16 protein-coding genes are annotated in these 21,336 nt (G+C 52.2%); 5 read left to right on the top strand and 11 right to left on the bottom strand.

Going from position 1 to position 21,336, the window contains the following annotated elements:
• Positions 1–409: 409 nt before the first annotated feature.
• Positions 410–574 carry a hypothetical protein gene (locus tag SH449x_RS14705; RefSeq protein WP_482376826.1) on the top strand — a complete coding sequence of 55 codons (165 nt, stop codon included), beginning with the start codon at positions 410–412 and terminating at the stop codon, positions 572–574.
• Positions 575–590: 16 nt separating this feature from the next.
• Here SH449x_RS14705 and SH449x_RS14700 read toward each other — a convergent pair whose 3' ends face one another.
• Both SH449x_RS14700 and SH449x_RS14695 read right to left on the bottom strand, forming a co-directional pair.
• On the bottom strand, positions 591–872 hold the full coding sequence (locus tag SH449x_RS14700; protein WP_482376825.1) for a hypothetical protein: 282 nt from the start codon (positions 870–872) through the stop codon (positions 591–593).
• Positions 873–883: 11 nt separating this feature from the next.
• Positions 884–1,495, bottom strand: coding sequence for an SOUL family heme-binding protein (locus SH449x_RS14695; protein ID WP_482376824.1), 612 nt, complete (start codon positions 1,493–1,495; stop codon positions 884–886).
• Positions 1,496–1,759: 264 nt separating this feature from the next.
• On the opposite strand from SH449x_RS14695, the gene SH449x_RS14690 reads away from it, so the two are divergent.
• The gene (locus SH449x_RS14690) at positions 1,760–2,029 is read left to right on the top strand and encodes a type II toxin -antitoxin system TacA 1-like antitoxin (RefSeq protein WP_482376823.1); all 270 of its coding nucleotides are present in this window, start codon (positions 1,760–1,762) and stop codon (positions 2,027–2,029) included.
• Positions 2,026–2,550: a GNAT family N-acetyltransferase gene (locus SH449x_RS14685; protein WP_482376822.1), complete on the top strand. Its 525-nt coding sequence runs from the start codon at positions 2,026–2,028 to the stop codon at positions 2,548–2,550. Before SH449x_RS14690 ends, SH449x_RS14685 begins: the two co-directional genes overlap by 4 nt.
• Positions 2,551–2,963: 413 nt before the next feature.
• Here SH449x_RS14685 and SH449x_RS14680 read toward each other — a convergent pair whose 3' ends face one another.
• The 8 genes from SH449x_RS14680 to SH449x_RS14645 all read right to left on the bottom strand — a co-directional run bounded on the left by SH449x_RS14680 (position 2,964) and on the right by SH449x_RS14645 (position 17,735).
• Positions 2,964–3,377 (bottom strand): hypothetical protein, encoded by a 414-nt coding sequence (locus SH449x_RS14680; RefSeq protein WP_482376821.1) that lies wholly within the window; start codon positions 3,375–3,377, stop codon positions 2,964–2,966.
• Positions 3,378–3,749: 372 nt separating this feature from the next.
• Positions 3,750–5,054 carry an amidohydrolase family protein gene (locus tag SH449x_RS14675; RefSeq protein ID WP_482376820.1) on the bottom strand — a complete coding sequence of 435 codons (1,305 nt, stop codon included), beginning with the start codon at positions 5,052–5,054 and terminating at the stop codon, positions 3,750–3,752.
• Between the two features lie 43 nt (positions 5,055–5,097).
• Complete coding sequence (locus SH449x_RS14670; protein WP_482376819.1) at positions 5,098–8,484, bottom strand: amidohydrolase family protein; 3,387 nt, start codon at positions 8,482–8,484, stop codon at positions 5,098–5,100.
• A 1,152-nt stretch (positions 8,485–9,636) separates the two neighbouring features.
• Complete coding sequence (locus tag SH449x_RS14665) at positions 9,637–11,133, bottom strand: ISKra4 family transposase (protein ID WP_482376812.1); 1,497 nt, start codon at positions 11,131–11,133, stop codon at positions 9,637–9,639.
• A 136-nt stretch (positions 11,134–11,269) separates the two neighbouring features.
• Positions 11,270–13,552, bottom strand: a complete 2,283-nt coding sequence (locus SH449x_RS14660; RefSeq protein WP_482376818.1) for a hypothetical protein — start codon at positions 13,550–13,552, stop codon at positions 11,270–11,272.
• Positions 13,552–15,768, bottom strand: a complete 2,217-nt coding sequence (locus tag SH449x_RS14655) for a BatA domain-containing protein (protein WP_482376817.1) — start codon at positions 15,766–15,768, stop codon at positions 13,552–13,554. The genes SH449x_RS14660 and SH449x_RS14655 overlap by 1 nt, the downstream gene beginning before the upstream one ends.
• Complete coding sequence (locus SH449x_RS14650; RefSeq protein WP_482376816.1) at positions 15,765–16,712, bottom strand: DUF58 domain-containing protein; 948 nt, start codon at positions 16,710–16,712, stop codon at positions 15,765–15,767. Before SH449x_RS14650 ends, SH449x_RS14655 begins: the two co-directional genes overlap by 4 nt.
• Positions 16,713–16,715: 3 nt before the next feature.
• Positions 16,716–17,735 (bottom strand): AAA family ATPase, encoded by a 1,020-nt coding sequence (locus tag SH449x_RS14645; RefSeq protein WP_482376815.1) that lies wholly within the window; start codon positions 17,733–17,735, stop codon positions 16,716–16,718.
• 53 nt (positions 17,736–17,788) lie between these two features.
• Between SH449x_RS14645 and SH449x_RS14640 the strand changes: the two genes are divergently transcribed.
• On the top strand, positions 17,789–19,129 hold the full coding sequence (locus SH449x_RS14640; RefSeq protein WP_482376814.1) for a DUF3748 domain-containing protein: 1,341 nt from the start codon (positions 17,789–17,791) through the stop codon (positions 19,127–19,129).
• A 96-nt stretch (positions 19,130–19,225) separates the two neighbouring features.
• Entirely contained in the window at positions 19,226–19,678 is a 453-nt protein-coding gene (locus tag SH449x_RS14635) for a sodium:solute symporter family transporter (protein ID WP_482376813.1), read from the top strand.
• A 16-nt stretch (positions 19,679–19,694) separates the two neighbouring features.
• Here SH449x_RS14635 and SH449x_RS14630 read toward each other — a convergent pair whose 3' ends face one another.
• Positions 19,695–21,191: an ISKra4 family transposase gene (locus SH449x_RS14630; RefSeq protein ID WP_482376812.1), complete on the bottom strand. Its 1,497-nt coding sequence runs from the start codon at positions 21,189–21,191 to the stop codon at positions 19,695–19,697.
• Positions 21,192–21,336: the final 145 nt, after the last annotated feature.

Here is a 21,336-nt window from a genome sequence, read left to right as displayed (position 1 = left end):
GAATCGGACTTGGTGCCGCTAGACCGAATTGAACGCGAACAGATTAAGTACTGGAAGCCGCAGACTATTGGTGAACTTGCATTCAATTGGTGGGACTAAGCCGGGTAGGTTCAGGCGAGGAATCGGTAAAAGTTATGAGTGTCTACGAACTAGAGGATAGCCTTGTTGAACGCAAAAGGCGCGATTGTGGGAGCTGCACGCTTCGCGAGAGCGGTACCATGCACGTACGGTACCATGCACGTACCAGGAATTGCGAAAAACAAGCCGTTATGGTGACGATGATGACCAGGACGAAGATCCTCATCCCCCGGCCCCTTCTCCTCGAAGCGAGGAGAAGGGGAGTTATTATTTTTAAAGGCTATACCGACTACCCATATGCATCTTAATGTTCCGGTTGCTAAGGGGCCGGATGCCTCAAGAAGAAGCGTCAGACACAATCGAAACGGCCCGCCGCGGTCATGTCACCCAGCCACGTATGAGCCAGATCATGGATCTCAACCAACTCGCACCCGACATGCAGGAAGCCCTACTCAACCTGCCAGCCACGAAGGACAAACCTGAGGTCAACCTGTAGGCCATCTTGAATCAGATTATCGCTTCCCAATCGCTTGTTCAATCTCGGCCGGAGTTGGCTCCGGACCGGCTTTGGTTTTGGTCATGAAGCCCATGACCCTCGCATGAAGTTTTTCGCGATCGATATTGCTCAATCGGTCTCCCATCATCGCGAGAGTTTCCGCTTGTGCGACAGTCGCTGCAAGCGTTGCTATTGAGCTTTTGCAGACAGGCGACGTTAGCGAACTCAGCTTGGACCATGATCTAAGGGATGACGAGCTTGGTACTAGGTACGACCTTAGAGCTTTGGTGAACGCCACGGCGAATCGGGCTACTTTAGACGGATCAGGACTTCGTTCCGTCGCAGCGGGCCTGGAGTGAACGGGGGATCGTAGCCGGCAGTTTCCACACCGCTAGATTCCACCGAGTCGTCGGCGACCAGCTCCTGGGATGCCATCCAGGTTCGAAGCTTGACTTCCGCATCCTTGGCCTGCTTGGTATCGAGCTGCCCGGAAAATCGAAGAACGGCAAAGCGACCTCCCGCTCGTTTCCGCACTGCGACGCCTGGGCCGGTCGGTGCAGGGACACCTTGCACGGCAATATCTTTGGGCATTACAAAACCCATTTGGACCGCCGAATCCGCTTTGTCATTTTCCATGAAGACGGGTGTCGTCATCGAGATCTTTTTGTCCGATTCATTTGCTCCACTGATGTAGCGGAACAGTTTCATAAAGCTGCCGTCACGGCCTTGTGCATCAAGTTTGGTCGTCGTGGCCACGAGCATCAGGTCTGGGTATTCGCGGACTTCGAATTTGCCATCGGAGGTAACCACCGTATATTCTGCCGACTCGTAGGCAGCTCTAGACACCGTATTCCAAGCAAAAACGGCTGCCAAAACGAGGAACGCTGTCGCCGAAAAATACATCATTTTCTTGCGTTTCATCCGCTAAGCCCTCCAACACATGAACCACGATGTGACCCGAATCCGAATCACACACCCTTGAATTGTAGGAGGTCGGCTAGCGTTGAGCGATGAGTGTTATTTTACTCTTATGGTACCGCCTAATGCCCCAGCCGTTTACCCAATGCCAGGAGAGCAGCGGTACCCACACTTTCCTACCAAATACACTTCCATAGATCCATTGAATTGTATTGCGTAACGCAGTACAATGAGACTGTGGAAAATCATTGGTCTGGAGTGAAAACGATGCAAAAAAACAGCTCACTTATGGTGAGACTTGACGAGGAATCTAAGGCATTGCTGGCTTCGGCTGCCGAACTTCGGAAAGTCAGCGTTAGCGATTACGTCCGTTCGATTGTTGTCGGCCAGGCTCGACGTGAATTGGCAGCGGCAGAGGCGCGGATGATCTCGTTGACTCCGGAAGAGCAGCTTCAATTTTGGACGGCTCTGTCTAAACCGCCTAAACTGACCAAGGCGCAGAAGCAACTCGGCAAAATGATGCGAGGCGAGTCTTGAGTGGGCCACGCTTTTCTGAAGGATGGTCGATCGAGATTCTTGATAAGTCGCATCCACGTCAGAAATTTAAGTCGGGAAACGATAGTGTTGACGCATGGTTAAAAAAGTCGGCACTACAAAGTCAGCAAAAGCACCTGACGACTTCCAAGGTTTTGCTTGACAATGAACGTATCATCGCCGGCTACTACAGCCTGGCCTTTTCTCAGGTCGATTTCTCCGACCTACCGGCGGACGTAGTCAAGAAGTTGCCTCGCCGCCAGTTACCAGTGAGCGTTTTGGCTTGGCTGGGCGTTGATCAATCCTTCCAAGGACGTGGTATCGGCCAGCATTTGCTTGCGACTTCGCTGGTCGATTGCTACGAAGCGAGCCGGACCTTCGCGTTCATCGCCGTCATCCTCGATTGCGTGGACGAACAGGCCAAACGTTTCTATCAGCGATTCGATTTTGCAGAACTGCCGGGCTACCCAATGCGTCTGTATTTGCCGTTCAAGTCACTCGAAGCACTCGCTACAGGTGGCTAGGAGCCATTAGGGACCTGCTGGGAGGTATCAGCCGCAATCGCACCCTCTGGCATACCTTTGGGCAATGGATTCGATTGGGTAATAATTGCGTTGGATAGATAATCAGCTAATTGACCTGTTTTGTGGAAATGCCCCACGCTTGACCTGGGGAATGTTACGTTTCTCGCTAAATAGGTGGAGACTCTCCCTTCCCCTCATCCAGGTTCGGCGGCGAAGCCGCCGAACCTGGATGAGGGGGGAGCGTTGGGAGAGTCATAACTTAGCGAGAAACGTGAAGCTCCGCAGGGCAAGCCTCCGGCATCTTTCGTCTATCCCACGGCCCGAATTAAGATCAAAGCCCCTAAACGATTTAATAGCATTCCGAAATGATTGCAGCCAGTTACAGGTGTATACGCGAACTTTGGCAGCGATACTTACGGGGACGCCACTGCGTTTGTTACCCAAACGCTGAAAGCGTAGATGACGAAGAATCCAAGTGCCGTAACCGCAAAAGGGAACGCAAAATAGACCAGCATTAGCGGAGGCCCCGCAATCAACGCAGGCCACCCATTTTCATTTCCTATCAATTCCGAATCGTCACTCACGAGTCCTTTCTGCAACGAACGAAAAGGATCAGTCACGTCGAGAGGGGACGATGGACCGCCCAAGACCCAGGGATCGACACGTTGAATGCATCCGCAGGTTAGCGGGGCACGCGTTCTGCCCGAAGGTGTGAGTGCCGTCGTCCGCACTGCTGACGTGTCATCGTCAGTCAGAGTCCGTCTCTGATATGGCTCTATCGTACCACAGGGGACTTCAACATTCAGCAGGCGTGATATGCAATCCACCGACTATTAGATCCCGCTGGCTAGCACAGCGGAGTTTCCTGTTTTTCGCTAGATGGACGTGCCTCAAACGCAAATAGGAGCGTAAGTGCGCAAGTTGTACGGTGTCGAACGATGCGAAGCGAGCCGGGAGTCGCCTCTGGCGACGATATAAAGAATTAGCCGGGTGAAGGGGATTGCTGGGTGGGTTTATGGGCGGTGGGGGCGATGGAGCCCTACAGGAGGGCTAGCGCCCGTTCCGCTACTATTTGCTTTGCTGCGCGAAGCGGCCTTAATGGCATTGCTGGCGAGGCGGAGCCTCCAAGGCAGGTCATTCCAAGGCAGAGCCTTGGAACGAGTTATTCGCTCGTGGTTTCCAGCAATCTTGCTGCCGACTCATTTTTGTTCTTCGTACTTTTGCAGATACTTGTCACGCAAGCGAGTTTGTTTGTTGCTCAGATCCACGCGACGTCCTTGAATGAATGCCAACTCCGTTTGTGTCGAAATCTCCAGGGGGGTGCCGTCGGTTACGATCAAGGTGGCATCCTTACCGACTTCCAATGATCCCACGCGATCTGCAACACCAAAGATTTCCGCCGGCGAGAGTGTGATCGACCGGAGGGCTTGGTCCTGTTCAAGACCAAACGCTGCCGCAGTGGCTGCGTGATATGGTAGATTGCGACTGTTCCAAGTCTCGCTTCGCCCTGAACTCGAGATGCAAAATCGAATCCCGGCGGACTGCAAACGCGCTGGCAGGGTGTAGCTGGCATCGTATGCATCGCTTCGGTTCTGCGGCACTCGGTGGGTCGACGTGATCACGACTGGAATATCGTGCCGTTTTAATAGTTCGGTGCATTCCCCTGCATCGTAACCACCCAAGATGATTAGCCGTAGATTCTCCCTGACGGCGAATGCCACCGCGCTTTCGATTTGAGGTAAGGCATCTGCTGCGGCCAAGATGGGAATCTCACGAGCGACTACTTTCACCATGGCCTCTAATCTTAGATCGACCGGTTGCTGGTCTGGTTGCTGGGCGCGGAGGGTTTGGTACCGCCGGGTCTCCTCGATCAATTTTTTGAACTCGGCTAGAGGATCGCTCGGGGTGGTGGGTGAAGCGTCCGGCCCACGTACTGCCCTTCGTCCGCGACCGGACGGCCCTGGCCAATTGACGACCATGGCCGCGTCGGCGTCCAGCGTTAAGTCTTCATAGGTCCAACCATCCAATTGGATCACAGCCGCTTGACCTGAAACCAAACCCCCAGTGGGAGCACTCAAGGCTAAAAGAACTCCATTCGAGCGAGTGACTGGTAGCAGCGAACTGTCTGGGTTCAAGGCTACGGCTGCTTTAGCGTTGGGATTGATGTTGCCTACTTCAGAATCATCAATCGACGCTCGAATCGAACCGAACTCTGTCAGCCCCAATTGCGAATGCGATTCGAACATGCCAGGATAGACATGCTTGCCATCGACCGCAATCACCTCGGCGTTGGCGGGGATTTCAACATTCTTACCCACGGCAATGATCTTTCCGGCTTCGAAACAAATCGTAGCACCGGCAATCGCGGGCCCTTGAATTGGATGCACGGTGGCTCCCACCAAGGCAATGGGGGTCTTTTGTGGTCGACCCGGAACCGTTTCGTCGCTTATCGCAATTGCCTTGCAGAGGCCGACCCACATTAGTAGGAACAGAATGAATCGCATCGTTATGCTCGTTTTTGCATTTGGTTGATGAATCGAATGGAACCTATTCTTGCCCCTTAGCTCGGCAGTACTCGTCGTAGCGAGGCCAATCGCGCGATGGGTCTTTGTCGATTTCTTCCCCAGGGGCTGCCATGGTCGACCCAGTTTTTAGAACCTTTTGGATCAAGGACTGTCGCCAACCTTCTTGTTCGCGCTGCAACACCGTATCCGCTTCGCGATCAAAGTACTTGCGACCGTCGATCCAGGTTTGATCCACGCGTGACAGACCCGATAACGGTGATCCGGTCCATACAACAATGTCTGCATGCTTGCCGTTCTCCAAAGATCCCACGTAGGCATCGACACGGAGTTGTTTGGCTGGATTCAGCGTCACGAATTTCAAGGCCTCAGCGGGCGCAATACCACCATACTTCACAGCCTTGGCTGCTTCCTCGTTCATACGGCGTGCCAATTCCGCATCGTCGGAATTGAAGCTTACAATGACCCCTTGATCGTGCATGATGGCACCGGCGTAGGGAATGGCATCGGCCACTTCTAGTTTGTAAGCCCACCAATCGGCAAAGGCACTGGCCATGGCCCCGTGATGAGCCATTGCATCTGCGACTTTGTAACCTTCCAGAATGTGTTGCAAGGTGCCTATTTGAATGTTGAACTCATCGAGTGTTCGGATCAGTGCCAGGATTTCGTCTTGCCGATAACTATGGCAATGGACCCATCGCTTTCCGTCTATGATTTCGGATAAGGCCTCTAACTCTAGATCGATGCGAGGCGGTAAACCGCTCCGCCGATTGGTCCACTGTCGTTGACGCAGCCGATACTCGGTCGCGCTATAAAATGCATCACGAATGATCTGTTCGACACCCATTCGACTGCCCGGGTAACGAGTAGCGGGCTGCGTCGAGCTACTGCGTTTGACGTTTTCGCCCAGGGCAAACTTGATTCCCGGAGGGGCTTCCGCAAACTTCAATGCCTCATCACCGGCACCCCAGCGAAGTTTGACAACTTGATTCTGCCCACCGATCGGGTTTGCCGATCCATGCAGGATGTTGGCCGTTGTTAAGCCGCCAGCCAGTTGGCGATAGATAGACATATCGTTGCAATCAACAAAATCACCGATACGAACTTCGGCGGTGATCGATTGCGTACCTTCGTTCACACCGCTATCAGTCGCCATGTGCGAGTGGCAATCGATCAAGCCTGGCGACAGATGACGTCCCTGGCCTTCGATGACTTGGGTTCCCTCGGGCAAGACGACGCCCTCCAATTCGTCCGCCTGGCGGAACACTTGGCGGATCTTACCCTCGACGACCCACACACTGCCACCTTCTAAAATACCATCCGGGCCACTGGTCCAAACTGTGAAGTCTTTGAACAAGACGGAATCCGTTGGCGATGGTATTTCCGTTCGTCCGTACATGCCTAGCGGATAAGTAACAGGATACGAGGCTCGCTGGGGCGCCGGAGTTGCGTCCCCATCCGTCTTTGCGCGCGGTTCAGTTTTCTTCGCCTCGGATGAAGTCGCCGCGATGTCGCTGGCTGCTTCGGTCGTCGGCGTTGTTGGGGCTTCGGTGTTTGCCTTGTCCTCCGTTTTGGAGGATGCTTCTGTTGATTCTGGCACGGGTGGGTCGGCGACGATTCGATCCAGCACGAGCGGCGTGGCCGAGCCGTCAGCCCAGACCAAGCGTCCGAAATAGCGATCGGACTTGCCAGTCTCGATTACCAGACTCCAGCGAGCGACTCCTTCAACCGGTAATTTCTTGCCTTGGACCGTACCGTTCCAAATTTGACCTTCTAATTTCAGGCGTTCGAACTTGGCTAACTCTTCGGGCTTGGGTTTGGCAGTTTTGTCCTCTGCGGTTTTATCCTCTGCGGTTTTGCCATCGGCTGTTTTAACGTCGACGGTTTTGTCGTCAGGGGTTGCGGGAGCTACTGTTGAAGCGTCGGTTGGATCTTTGATTTGCTGGATGCTCCACTGTTCGCCCCGAGCCTTGATTTCAATCTTCGCTTCCCATGCAGGATGATTGCCAACGGCTGCCACCTGGAATCGCCAATTCCCAGCCAGATCGATCGATGTGGTCGGCTTGATTTCATATTGTTTCCCAGCGACCCAAGTCTGGACGATTTTGGTTTTCTCGTTGAACAGGTCACCATCCGTCACGACAAAGCTCGCCAATTTTCCTCGCGACAGTGTACCCAATTGATCGGCAACACCCAGCAATTCCGCCGCGTCGATGGTCAATGCACGCAAGGCTTTTTCAGGGGGAAGTCCGCGTTTGATGGCGACGCGAACTTGGCTCAAAAAGGTGTTGGCATTTGTTAGTCCGTTCGAAGTGAAGGCCAGTCGGACTTGACGCTCGGCCAACCGAGCTGGGTTCTCCGGTGCATGATCCCAGTGCATCAGGGACTCCAGCGTAACCGACCGAGCATCGGTCACCGAAGCCACGTTCGGTGCTGGAGGAAAATTCAGGGGACAAATCACGGCTCGCCCTGTTTCTGCGACATCTGCCAGCCGACGATACTCTCGCCCAGAACCCACAACTACCAGACCGACTCCAAATTCACGGGCAAATCGATCGGCCCGCAACATGGATAGTTCATTACCAGCTTGGACGAATAGGGGACGTTGTCCTGCGATCAGCGGTTCCAAGGCTTCGAGGGTCGTATTGGTTTCTGGTAGGGGGATCGATGGATCGACGCGGACCATTTGCCACGCCTCGCGGTACCAAGCTGCGTCGTACAAGGCCTGCCGAGCCAACGCCACGGCCCCCATCGGCGAACCAGGATAACCTCCCGTCCCATCGTCGGATCCAGCCGGCCCTCGCGCTCCACGGGATACGGTCAACACGGCATGTTGGCCAACCCCAGAACGAATCACTTGCCGCGAAGACGCTGCGGTGGAGGAACTCCCCCCCAAACTCGCGACCGCCCCCGAGCCATCAATAATGGCACCTGTTGGAGCGAACAGTGCTGCCACAATCCCTTGTGAACGCCTCGTTGAATCATCCATCAATTCGGGAGTCAGAAAATCGCGAACGTCTACTTGAGCCCGAATTCTGGGATTCCAGTATAGATTCGCCGCCGTCGGCGTCGCGACATTGACTGGCAAATAGGCATCGATTAGTCCCGGATAAATCGTGCGGCCCGTGACGTCCACCGTTGCATAGCCTGCCGGGATGGAAATCTCCGCAGCGGTCCCGACAGCCAAGATTTTTCCGGCGTTCACCACCAAAACGGCGTTTTCGATCTCGCGGCCATCACCGACCACGAGCTTGCCTCCCACCAATGCAAAGCTTTGCACAGGGTGTTCGTGTAACCCTTGAGTTTGCCGCGTACTATCCACCAATTGAGCTACAGCAGTCGGTCCGAACCAAGCCAGAATTATAGCTAGTGCCCAGAGCTTGACCCAGCGATTTGTCCACCCATTCGTCATCGTAATTTCCTCGCGCGCCAAGAATCTAAAGTCTGCCTCAGCTTAATCGAAATCGCACGGGCCGCAATCAAGTGCTGATAATTCGGCAGGAGGAGGTCGCGTAGCCATGCCCCAATCCGTCAAATTGTCGTCGATGCCAAACTGATGAGGCTTGCTCCGATCTTTCGGCATTTGGTAGACAAATGTAGGCAATCGTCGTAGCATGGGCGACAAAATCAAGCTGTGCAGATGCCCCTTTCGAGCAACGGGTTTGATTTGCGGCCGGAGTTGCGGTTTTGGCTGGGGTGAGCGAGGTCGCTTCGTTGATGGAAAGCGTGTATCGAAGTCTAAACCGGGGAGAAGTAGTGAACAGTAGCGAAGTCGATTTATCTCATCTGAGTGATGAGGAGTTGCTCAATGAAACTAAAAGCAATAAACCGTCCCCTCTATTCGACGCTTTTTTTATCGGATTTCTGATCGGCATCATCGTTTTCGGAGTTGCAGCCAGCTCGTATGGATTTTTCCTTTTGATGCCTCTGTTTCTGATCTATCTCATGTTGAAAAAGCCAAAAAGGTACACGGCCTTACAAAGGGAGATTAAAAATCGAGGATTAGTTTGAGGAACTCCGCAATTTGATTTCCGATGCTGGAAAGCTGGATGTCAAGAAGCAACTAGGACTATGGAGGAACCATCTCTTCGCATCATACATGGCTTTTGTGTATCTTACATTGTGTTTCGTCCTTTGCTCATTCGACTACGTCGTGGGGTTGCGGACGCGTCGCTCTTTCGATATCCAAGTGTTGGATTGTCACTTCATGCCATTGTCAATCGCTTTTGCCGTCACCTTACGACGAATACAAACTGTGTGTATCTCCACCAATCACTTCGGCCTCGAGTTGTAGGATGATGGCGGTATCCGAGAATCTTTCTGGTTTACACGTTACACCAACCCGAATCGCTTGCGCATTGACCACTCGATCCCTAACAATGTCATGACGATGAAAAACCACACTACGCTATCCGCTAACGAGATGCGTTGAAATTTCAACGTTCCTCTCTTATGAGCTATCAAGAGATCTTCTATTTTTTCCATGCTGTCAATTCTCAACGTTTCAGCATTGGTCTTGAGTGCGATCGCCGTAAGCTTCGGGTGTGACCGGTTGTTCTGTTAGTTACGACGCCATTGCCAAGAACTGATCGCTATAGTTCACTCGTTTCTTACCGTAGATCGAGAGGTTTACCGTTCGGTGCGTTGTGGCTAAGACATCCCAAAGCTCACTCGCTTCGATGCAGCGAAGGTTCAGCATGGTCTGGGCTCCTTTTTCCTTCCATCTCATCCCACTCTTTTCCATTCGATCCTTGGGCACATGCCGACAGGCTCCTTCAATATACCCAGTGCATATCGGATAGCCTTTTGCCAAATACTCACCGTACTTGATTCGTGAGCGGTTGTTTTCCAAATACTTCACGATCTTGCCAAGCTCTTCGCGTTGTGCTTTTTTTATGCCCTTGCGTCTCATCGCAGTCTTGATTCCTATGATCATTAGACCTTCGGTTCCCTTAAGCAGTAGCAGCAGCTGTTCGCGAACATACGAGCTTTGCGAATCTGGTTGGATGATCTTCGCGGCTGCCCAGATTCGCGGAAGTACATGCATCAGGTCCAGTATTTCAATCGTGTTCCATCCCTCCTGGTACTCATGCGCTAAGTTCCAAAGTGATGGTTGCCCGTCGTGCATAACCAAAATCTCTTGACCCTCTCGGTGGCGTCGGAGCGTATTGGCAGTTAGCCATTGCTGAGCTTGCTCTTCAGCGGACTTACCGATCACGTTTCCGTTAGAATCATGCTTGGTCAACGCCCCAAAGTACCGAGGATTCTTCGGCTTAGCTTCTGATCTACTTGTCTCGCCTGACTCAGGCTCATGGAATAAAGCATCAATGATTTCTGTAGCCGTTCGAACATCGCGATCTACGGTATACACTCCGGCCATGCACGCCATTTGTTTCTGCCCCGGCTTGGGGCCCATGCGTTCGACAGAAGCACCCACAGGTGTTTTTTCCGTTTGCTTGCGTACCATCGGGATGCCTTTGTTGTCACTGGTTTGGACCAAGAGTTCTGCCTCGGTAGCTCGATCGATCGATGGCGGATTATCGAGTACCAAGGCCGCTGATTTTCCCAATCGGCTTCCGATCCGTTCGGCGCTGTCGACTGGGACGTGGAGTGACGTGATTCGTTCCAGTAACCCAACCGCTTTATGGAAGGAAGATTCGGTCGCATGAGTTCCGACCCACGACTCGAAGACCAAGGAATAATCATTCTGCGGGAGCCCTAAATGCTCGTCCAAAGGAATGGCTTGGATCGCTTGATCGGGTGTTGTTCCATAGACGTAGCGTTCGATTCTGAAATCGCCAAAGATGGAGCGATACCTCCGAGTCCGTTTGGGCATTCGATTATAGACTCGCCCTTTCTTCTCGATGGTAGGTCCAACATCTCCCTGGCCTGCTTGCTCGATGATTGTTCCAATCAATGCATGTCCGAGAGCCATTAGTCGCTTGTGTAAATCAAGCTCCGTTTGGTCGATCGCTTGCCCCGTACGAAAAGCTGTGTTAGCCAGCTCTTTAAGCTGTGCGACAATACAATCTACATTCTGGAAATCCAACGATTCGTTCATGATTTGACTCCGTGATTGAGAACCGACGAAAAAGCTCGCCGTTACCCTTATTATCTCTCTCAATACTGAAAACGAAACCAATTGGTTGTCGCCGGAAATGATGCCACAATATCTTGTGCTAGCAAATCGCGACTCACTACCGACTAAGCAACGATGAGCCGGTCACACCCGTAAGCTTCTCTTCGTTGCATGCGAGACGTGTGGACTCTAAATCCAAGGATTGATCAATTAGAAATGAGGTCTGTGGCTTCAAAGCCTCGAGCGGGACTCCCGAAGCCTCAATTCGTACGATCACCTCGCTATTGGGATCGTAACGGTCGGATTGAATCAATCGCGATAAATCGCTGTACTCACCACGATAAACTCCTCCCGAATCCTGTTGCTCTACGAGTTCCACCCGAGCTAATGGCACACCAGATTGTTCGAGAACCGCTCGTACGCTGCCGTTCTCCAGCGGTCGCTGCTTGTCGTCAAGCAGTTTGGTACGAAGAACAACTGGCTCCGTTATCTGATAAACCCGGCTGCCTGCATCGATCGACAGATAATCATCGGAGATGGCAAAGGGTGGACGCATACACCAAGTCGCTATCTGGTTCCAAAAACGCTGGTGATACAAATCAGCGACATCGAATCGCCATCGCCAAGTCTCATCGCTGGCTAGTGCAATCACTCTTCCCTGCCCAAATCGTGAGGTGGTCATGAGTGGATACCAATCCTCGATGGGTACACCACCTCGCGTTGGTTTCATGTTAGCCAGAAACTCGATCAAGACCTCGCTTCCAGGCTTGGGAATATGCACAGCAGCCGATCGTGGCCTTTCCAGTCCATCCCAAACACTTTCCGTCAAGGCACGTTCCTTTGAGGTACTTTCCTTCGAATCCATAGGGTTCAACTGCAAAGCTGGCTCCCTTTTTCCAGCGTTCGATAATCGCAGGTGGGACTGCCCCTCATTCGCTTTGCCGGGTTGAATAAAGCCTTGATCATCGTCGCTGCGAATCGGCAGCAACGCTCGCCAGGAATCGCTTTGATTTGCGCGAACCGAGTTTCGATCCGAAGCCTCCCTGGTAGCTCGCATGCTGTCGATCCAAATCAATCCTCCCCCTGATTTGCTGACGAAGTCACTTATCCAGCGAGTCTGTTCGTCCTTGAGTGTTCTGGCTGCTTCGCTGGTCAGAATCACCAGGTCGAATGGAAGCAAGGACTCCTTGTTAACGAAGGTCGTTTCTTTCTCAAAATCAGATGAGCCCAGCCGACTTTCCAGCTCCCAACTGGGATCTCTATCCAAGGCGTTTCGAACGTAGCGTGTTTCCCATCGGCCCCGTGGATCGAGAACGAGGATTCGGTTCTCTCGCGTTGTACCCCAGGTGGATGACAACCAGCGATTGTTGACCAGTGTTAGCTCCTCAAAACGATCGTTCGCCTCAATGGAGCATTCCAAATCGATCGGAATGCTCCGTCGCTGCTGCTTATCTCCGACGACGCGAGATTCGGCTAATCCGAACGCTTCCGCTGCCGAAAACTCCACGGCAACTTCTCGAATCCCTCGATCGAGTGATGTGAAATTTTGTTCGTAGACAATCACTCCCCCATTCTTGATGAGCAAACGATACGATGTACCATCGGGGCATTGTTCCTTGAGACGTAGAGTGCCACGGATCAAGTCCTCTCTGCGTACTGTGCTAGAAAATTGGGCCGAAAGGATACCCAAATCATCCGGTTCGAGGTTTCTGCCAACCGCGACGGTATAGATCGGTAGCGATGTATTGCTGACTTGACTAACGACATCCAGCGGTTCGATGGCTCCATTGCTTTGCCCATCTGAGATCAAGACGACCGCATCGGGGGGCGATCTATCTTTACTTGCATTTGCGGATTCTTCGTTCGCAACAGATGCCTCGCGAGCTTGTGCTAACAACGCTTCTCCGATCGGTGACAACGACTTATCTGCTAAAATGTTCAGGTTGTCCAGATTTGTGATTCCCAGGTCAGAGCTCCAGTACACCCGGCCCTCTAGATCGACAACTTCTATGCGATGCTGCTGTGCCAAACGAGCCAACAAGCTTTCCTGCCCCGGCTTAGTTGACAATAAACCTTGATGAACTCTATCGATTCGCGATATCAAGGTCTGAGCGTCCTCGGGCGACACTTCGTCTTGAATTCGCATGCTGGTCGACGTATCGATGATCACCCGAACTTTGGATAATTCTCCTTCGATCTGAGAGTATTCGACGCTGGGACGCAAAAGCATCGCCATCAAGAGAAAGAATACGATCCCTCTCAGTACAGCCAGTAACAAGCCGGGTCGATTACCGATCTGATTAGATTCCCGCCAATACCACAGGGCGATTATCACACCACCGATAACCGCGATTGAGATGACGATCCACCAGGGAAACAAGCTCGCGAATCGCAACTGCATCACGACGTTCCCTTGCTAAACAGGATACGACGTCTCGAAAACGATTGAGCAACGAGCATCTCCGCAAGAAAACAGCCCATCGCTGCCAACCAGAACCATGTCCCTATCTCGCGGCCTTTCCACGTCTGTTGACCTCGTGCGAGCAAGCGTTCCACGGAGCTAAAGTGTTGTGCCCCTATCTCGCTTGCTAGTTTACCAAACTGATCTGCGTCGCTATCAGAGCGATCTGATTCCGAGTGTTTGGAATGGCTCGAACGCCTCGGCTGTACCCAGCTATACGATACATGCCGATTGTTTTCGTGCTGCCATTCGGCTTGATAGAAACCGATCTGTCTCGTATCGTCCCAGTCTCGTTCGACGGATAGTTCTTCGGTGCGCCTAGGTGTTCGGATCGTTATAGCAGGTGTATCAGTGATCTGATCTGATGGTCGTTTTGGGAAAAATCGCATGAACCACGGCGAACCCGATTCGATGACCTCCATCGCAGCAATGGAGCCTGCGACTGTGTGGAACAAGCGTTGCACTAGGGGCACAAAAACAGGTCGCGATGGTAGATTCGTGTCTACTTCGTTGCAAGAAGTGGATACGATCCAGATCGAGCCTTGACCTACTGTATGCCTGAGAATCCACGGTTCCCCATTCGTGAAATAGGCGATTTGATCTGGTTTGGTATTCGGCAAAGGGGAGAGCGATGTATGGCGGTTGATTGAGATGGACCTGAGGGAATCGCGACTGGCTTGTGAGAGCCCCTCAAAAAGCGTCGCTTGTAAACGCTCTACATCGATCGCGACTGGTTTGGTCGCGGATGGAGTTTGCTCATCTTCGTAGGCGTTTATTGTAACAAAGCGTATGCCGCCGTCTTGAACAGAGGGGAGTCGATTCCAGCTATCCTGGTCAACTCGATTCCCGAGAAACACGATGATACCGTCACCATTCTCGACGAATAATCGCATTTTCTGTGAGGCATCAGAATCTATAACGGGAACGTTGCAAACAGCGATAGCTTGAGCGGGCTCTCCCGATCGCCCCCTCCACTGTTCCATGGTCATGACTCGTCCGTCGAAGTAATCGCTTCCCGCCCCCGTGGTAAAGGAGAAAGGAGCCAGAGCCAAGCGTAGAAAATCGGATTCACTCTCCATAGGGCCTTGTCTAAGATTTCCATCGATTAGCACCACGGGACTCTTGGCTTGTACGAGAAACGGAACCTGCTTCACATTGTCAAATTCAAGATCGTCTTTTTGAGGGATTTCGACTTTGAGCACATGCCAACCAATGGATCGAGCGGGAAAACGCAGCGTGATCTTGGACGTACTGTGAGGAGCAATATTGATGGTTTGTGAATCGATTCTTTGGTCGTCGAGTTGTGAAACTATTTCAAGAGATTCCACAGGATTCGCGGAATGATTGTAAATCGTGCAAGCAGCCGTTATGGATTGCCCCTCTGCAATCCATCTGGGATTCAAGACTACGTCACCGATGGAATAGTTTGTTAATGGGACTTGGGCTGAGCCCAAGCCTTCCGAGCTAGCAACATTCACCATGGAAAGGATCGGTGCAATAATCTGTTCGCCAATGAGTTGTTCTAGATCGGTTCCAATATCTGGTTGATCCACCCAATCATTCTTTTGAAAGTCAGATAATAAGACGATCTGGCGTCTCGTCAGTGGCTGGCGATTGCACCAGTCTAGTGCTAGCCGAGTCGCAGCGACCCAATCCGCAGGTCCTGTAACACTCGGTCTTGTTTGCCATTGTTCGAATAGCAATTCCCGGTTCGTGGTGTCGCACGCTATCGGAGGATTCCCAGCCAATATCAATTGAACATCGCTCCCCTTTGGCAGCGAACGAATCAGTTGGTCCGTTTCACGCCCAGCAATTTGCCAGCGTGTTTGACCGTCTGTTCCCTTCGATTGCATCGACAACGAATCATCAATCACGATGGCGAGAGCAATTGGTTCGCTTGTCCCGAGCATCGACCAGCCACTTATAAAGGGCCGAGCCATGGCCAGGGCTAGGAAAATCGGGATTAGGCAGCGGAGCAGGAGTAGTAGCAGGTGCCTCCACTCAATTCGTCGCGTGTTGAGCTGCGGTTGCAGTTCGAGAAAGCTCATGGCCCCCCATTCGACAACACGAAACTGCGAACGATTGAGCAAGTGTATAACGAGTGGAACGGTAAAGGCTAACGTTCCGAAGGCAAGGATTGCGTTGAGAAACGTCATGCACCACCACTTGTGGGCTTGCCACCCAGTAATGGCTTGGAGGAACGTTCCGCGACAAAGCGACTGACGATATCCGAAAGATCCTGCGATGTTCGGACGATTTGAAACTCGATACCGTGTTGTTGCAGACCACGAGCCAGCGTCGATTGATGCTTTTGGAAATTATCCAGGTAGACCTTTCTTAACGACCTCGGGTCCGCGATTAACTCGTGATTGACATTCTCAAGGGATTGGAATTTGGTCCTGCTGTCGAAAGGGAACTCCACTTCATCCTCATCGAGTACTTGGAACACCACAACGTTCCGGACTTGACTCTTCACCAGAGCTAATGCCTTGACCAGTACGTTCGCTTCCCCGAAGCAATCAGAAAACAAGATCGCTAGCCCGCGACGTTGCAATCGAGGTAGCATCGATTGCAAAACGGTACCGATATCCGTGTCCCCACCAGGTGCAGAGTTGGCCAGCATTTCTGTGATAAGTTGCAAATGACTCGGTTGCGATTTGGGTGGGATGTACTGCCGAACAGTCGTATCGAACAAAGCGAGCCCAGCGGAGTCTTGCTGTGAGATCAGAAGGTAAGCGAACGAGGCGGCGAGTCTGACAGCAAAGTCATGTTTCGAGATCGAATTAATAGCGTTGCTGCGGTACCGCATCGAACCGCTCTGGTCCACCATGAGAACGCATCGCATATTCGTTTCGTCTTCGAATTGACGAATGTAGAGCCGGTCGGTTTTACCGAAGAGCTTCCAGTCGATGGAGCGAACTTCATCGCCTGCAACATAGGCTCTGTGCTCTTTGAATTCGACGCTCGCTCCGATTAACCGAGAGCGATGAATCCCACCGCTGAGCCCCTCGACGACTCCACGCGAAATCATCTGCAGTTGTGCGAGACGAGTTAGATCCCGAGGGGCGAACCAACGAAGAAACGAAGCTTTGCGTTGCATTCTTTATTTCGTGCGGCGTGGTAGTTCGTTCAAGAGCTTCTTCACAATCGCATCCGAATCGATGCCTTCTGCTTGGGCTGCAAAGGTCGGCACCATCCTGTGACGCAGAACAGGAGTTGCTAAGGCTTCGACATCCTCGGTGGAAACATGCAGTCGACCGAAAAGCAACGCTCTCGCCTTACAAGCCATGACAATCTGTTGGCTAGCTCGAGGACCTGGTCCCCATTGAACCAGTCCCTGCACCCATTTGGGACCATCGTTCTCCTTGGGACGAAGCGATCGCACCAGATCGAGTACGAATTGTTTGACATGTTCGGGCAGGGGGACGAGTCGCACGATTCGTTGGTATTCGATAATCTCGGGTCCCGTGACGACCGGTTCAATCGTTTGGGGCCTTGGGCTGGTTGTTCGCTCGATGATTTCACCTTCTTGGTCGCGGCTTGGATAGTTGACCAGCGTTTGAAAAAGGAATCGATCTCGTTGAGCTTCGGGGAGTGGGTAGGTACCTTCTTGTTCGATTGGGTTCTGGGTAGCGAGAACAAAGAAGGGTTCGGAAAGTTGATAGTGTTTGCCACCGACTGTTACCGAATGCTCTTGCATAGCCTCGAGCAATGCGGCCTGGGTCTTGGGTGGCGTTCGGTTAATCTCGTCCGCGAGAAGCAACTGGGTGAAGACCGGCCCTTTTTCGAAGACTAGCTGCCGCTGGCCGGAATCGGATTGCTGGATGATGTCGGTCCCGGTAATGTCGGCGGGCATGAGGTCAGGTGTAAACTGGATGCGTTGAAACTGGAGATCCATCGCCTGGGCCAAGGTCCGGACCATGAGCGTTTTTGCCAAGCCGGGCACCCCTTCGAGTAAACAATGGCCGCCCGCAAGAATCGCGATAAGTAACTGTTCGATTGTTTCGTCTTGGCCAACGATGATCTTGGCAACTTGCTGGCGAACATTTTTGAATGCCACCTGCAAACGCTTGGCTTGTTCAAGCTCGTTAGGTGTGGGAGGTGCGGAGGAAGTAGGTGTCATAAACTCTCGATTGGCAAGGGTATTCGCGAGGACTTTATTGTACACTGCTTCTTATGGTAAATCCTCCCGAATCTTATCCGGCTGTTGCCACCCTCATCACGAATGCCGAACGTGGGCATACCTTAAATAGGCGCCAGGTCCTGTCGCCCGATCGATTTTGGGCTGTATTCGATACTCGAAACGATGATGCACAGATCGGAACGACACGAAGTATCGAACGAGTTCATCTGACTTCGGCGCTGGTGGAGGTTCTCTACCAAGTCGCTGAGGGAACGGTGTATGGGCCCGGCGTGGGAGCCGCTGCTTATCATCCGCAAGATGACAAGGTGATTTTCATTCACGGTTTGCACAATTGTTCATCCAAGCTGCCTTACGGAGTCGCGCGAAGGTTCGGTGCTATTTGGGATTCCAAGGTGACCCCTGCTGAGTATCGCATTGGGCAAAGTGAAAGAGCTGATGACCGTTTGGCTCCTCTCAACGTGCCATTGGGAGTGCTGAGTGGCGGGAGTCATGCTCACAGTTGGAGTCCGAATGGCAGCCGAATCAGCTTCACGTACGACGATGCACTCAGGCCGACCATGCCTCGAACCGTTGGGTTTATGACGAACTCTGCGTCGGTGAACCAAATGGTGGCAGAGATGTTCGCTACCAGTACTCAATCGCGGAATCAGGATGCAGAAAGTTTTGCGGGGGCTTATTCCAGTTTTTTGTTGCTGGAGCCTGATCCGAATTTGGGAATTCGCAAGGCGTTAGAAGAATGTTGGGTGGGCAATCATTCGATTGCTTTTTTGGGAATGGTGGAATCCAAGCGAGGAGAGGAGATTCTGGAAATCTTCGTCGCAGATCTTCCGAGCGACGAGGAGATTGTAGATTCGCTCCGAACGATGGACCATCGCCAAGGCTGGCCCCTGCTGCCCGGCATCAATCTTAGGCGACTAACTTACCTGGAAAGTCGAGTGTTCCCGGGTGTTCAAGGTCCTAGACACTGGCTAACGGCATCCCCCACTGGCGAATCGATCTATTTTCTGCTGCGAGATCCACAGGGCGTTGTGCAGGTGGCACAGGTCGGCGTGGAATCTGGTGACGTCCGCGTTCTGACGGAACTGGAGTGCGGAGTGGAGGGGCAAATCTCAGTGGATAGAACTGGCGATCAGCTTGCTTTTGTCAGCGACGGACTGGTTTGCACCCTTTCTTTGCGAACGGGACAGGTTGCCCGGTGGGTGGAGCGAGGCTGGCGCGAAGGGGTAGAAAGCCCTATAAACACGAAGCCTCTGCCCTACGAAGGCTCTTATGTTGGTTCCGTTCACTTTATTGGCGACCGGCGATTGCTCGTCAACCGATATCTCCGGCTGGATTCCGGTATCTTCTTGCAGATTCTAATGCTGGAAATATAGTCACCTCCGGGATTTCCTAGGATTCTACGTTTGATAAGATTCTCCGATCCCAGGTGTGCAGAATTAGGATCGGAAACTTAGCGAGAGAGGTATGTGATGCTGATAGCGGCGGTTTGTGTTTATATGCTCATCACCATCAGCATTGGCCTCATTGCTGCCTTGCGAGTTAAGGGTGCGAAGGACTTTATGGTGGCTGGCCGCTCGCTGCCGCTTTACATGAACTTTGCTTGCGTGTTTGCGACGTGGTTTGGCGCCGAGACGCTTCTTAGCATCTCTGCCGTCTTTACCAAGGATGGTCTCGAAGGAATCTCTGGCGATCCGTTCGGCGCAGCGGTTTGTTTAACGCTTGTGGGATTGTTTTTTGCCCGGGCATTCTACCGAATGGATTTGTTGACGATTGGAGACTTCTATCACAAGCGATATGGCAAGTTCGTCGAGATCGTCACATCAGTCGTGATCACGATTTCCTATCTGGGCTGGACCTCTGCTCAGATGACGGCTCTCGGATTGGTGATTTTCGTACTCGGTAATAGTGGCTTACGGGTGTGACCGGTTGTTCTGTTAGTTACGACGCCATTGCCAAGAACTGATCGCTATAGTTCACTCGTTTCTTACCGTAGATCGAGAGGTTTACCGTTCGGTGCGTTGTGGCTAAGACATCCCAAAGCTCACTCGCTTCGATGCAGCGAAGGTTCAGCATGGTCTGGGCTCCTTTTTCCTTCCATCTCATCCCACTCTTTTCCATTCGATCCTTGGGCACATGCCGACAGGCTCCTTCAATATACCCAGTGCATATCGGATAGCCTTTTGCCAAATACTCACCGTACTTGATTCGTGAGCGGTTGTTTTCCAAATACTTCACGATCTTGCCAAGCTCTTCGCGTTGTGCTTTTTTTATGCCCTTGCGTCTCATCGCAGTCTTGATTCCTATGATCATTAGACCTTCGGTTCCCTTAAGCAGTAGCAGCAGCTGTTCGCGAACATACGAGCTTTGCGAATCTGGTTGGATGATCTTCGCGGCTGCCCAGATTCGCGGAAGTACATGCATCAGGTCCAGTATTTCAATCGTGTTCCATCCCTCCTGGTACTCATGCGCTAAGTTCCAAAGTGATGGTTGCCCGTCGTGCATAACCAAAATCTCTTGACCCTCTCGGTGGCGTCGGAGCGTATTGGCAGTTAGCCATTGCTGAGCTTGCTCTTCAGCGGACTTACCGATCACGTTTCCGTTAGAATCATGCTTGGTCAACGCCCCAAAGTACCGAGGATTCTTCGGCTTAGCTTCTGATCTACTTGTCTCGCCTGACTCAGGCTCATGGAATAAAGCATCAATGATTTCTGTAGCCGTTCGAACATCGCGATCTACGGTATACACTCCGGCCATGCACGCCATTTGTTTCTGCCCCGGCTTGGGGCCCATGCGTTCGACAGAAGCACCCACAGGTGTTTTTTCCGTTTGCTTGCGTACCATCGGGATGCCTTTGTTGTCACTGGTTTGGACCAAGAGTTCTGCCTCGGTAGCTCGATCGATCGATGGCGGATTATCGAGTACCAAGGCCGCTGATTTTCCCAATCGGCTTCCGATCCGTTCGGCGCTGTCGACTGGGACGTGGAGTGACGTGATTCGTTCCAGTAACCCAACCGCTTTATGGAAGGAAGATTCGGTCGCATGAGTTCCGACCCACGACTCGAAGACCAAGGAATAATCATTCTGCGGGAGCCCTAAATGCTCGTCCAAAGGAATGGCTTGGATCGCTTGATCGGGTGTTGTTCCATAGACGTAGCGTTCGATTCTGAAATCGCCAAAGATGGAGCGATACCTCCGAGTCCGTTTGGGCATTCGATTATAGACTCGCCCTTTCTTCTCGATGGTAGGTCCAACATCTCCCTGGCCTGCTTGCTCGATGATTGTTCCAATCAATGCATGTCCGAGAGCCATTAGTCGCTTGTGTAAATCAAGCTCCGTTTGGTCGATCGCTTGCCCCGTACGAAAAGCTGTGTTAGCCAGCTCTTTAAGCTGTGCGACAATACAATCTACATTCTGGAAATCCAACGATTCGTTCATGATTTGACTCCGTGATTGAGAACCGACGAAAAAGCTCGCCGTTACCCTTATTATCTCTCTCAATACTGAAAACGAAACCAATTGGTTGTCGCCGGAAATGATGCCACAATATCTTGTGCTAGCAAATCGCGACTCACTACCGACT

It is taken from the genome of Brakhagea baltica, from assembly GCF_052161605.1.
Lineage (GTDB): Bacteria > Planctomycetota > Planctomycetia > Pirellulales > Pirellulaceae > JBKCUI01.
This window is presented reverse-complemented; position numbering and strand designations above follow the sequence as displayed.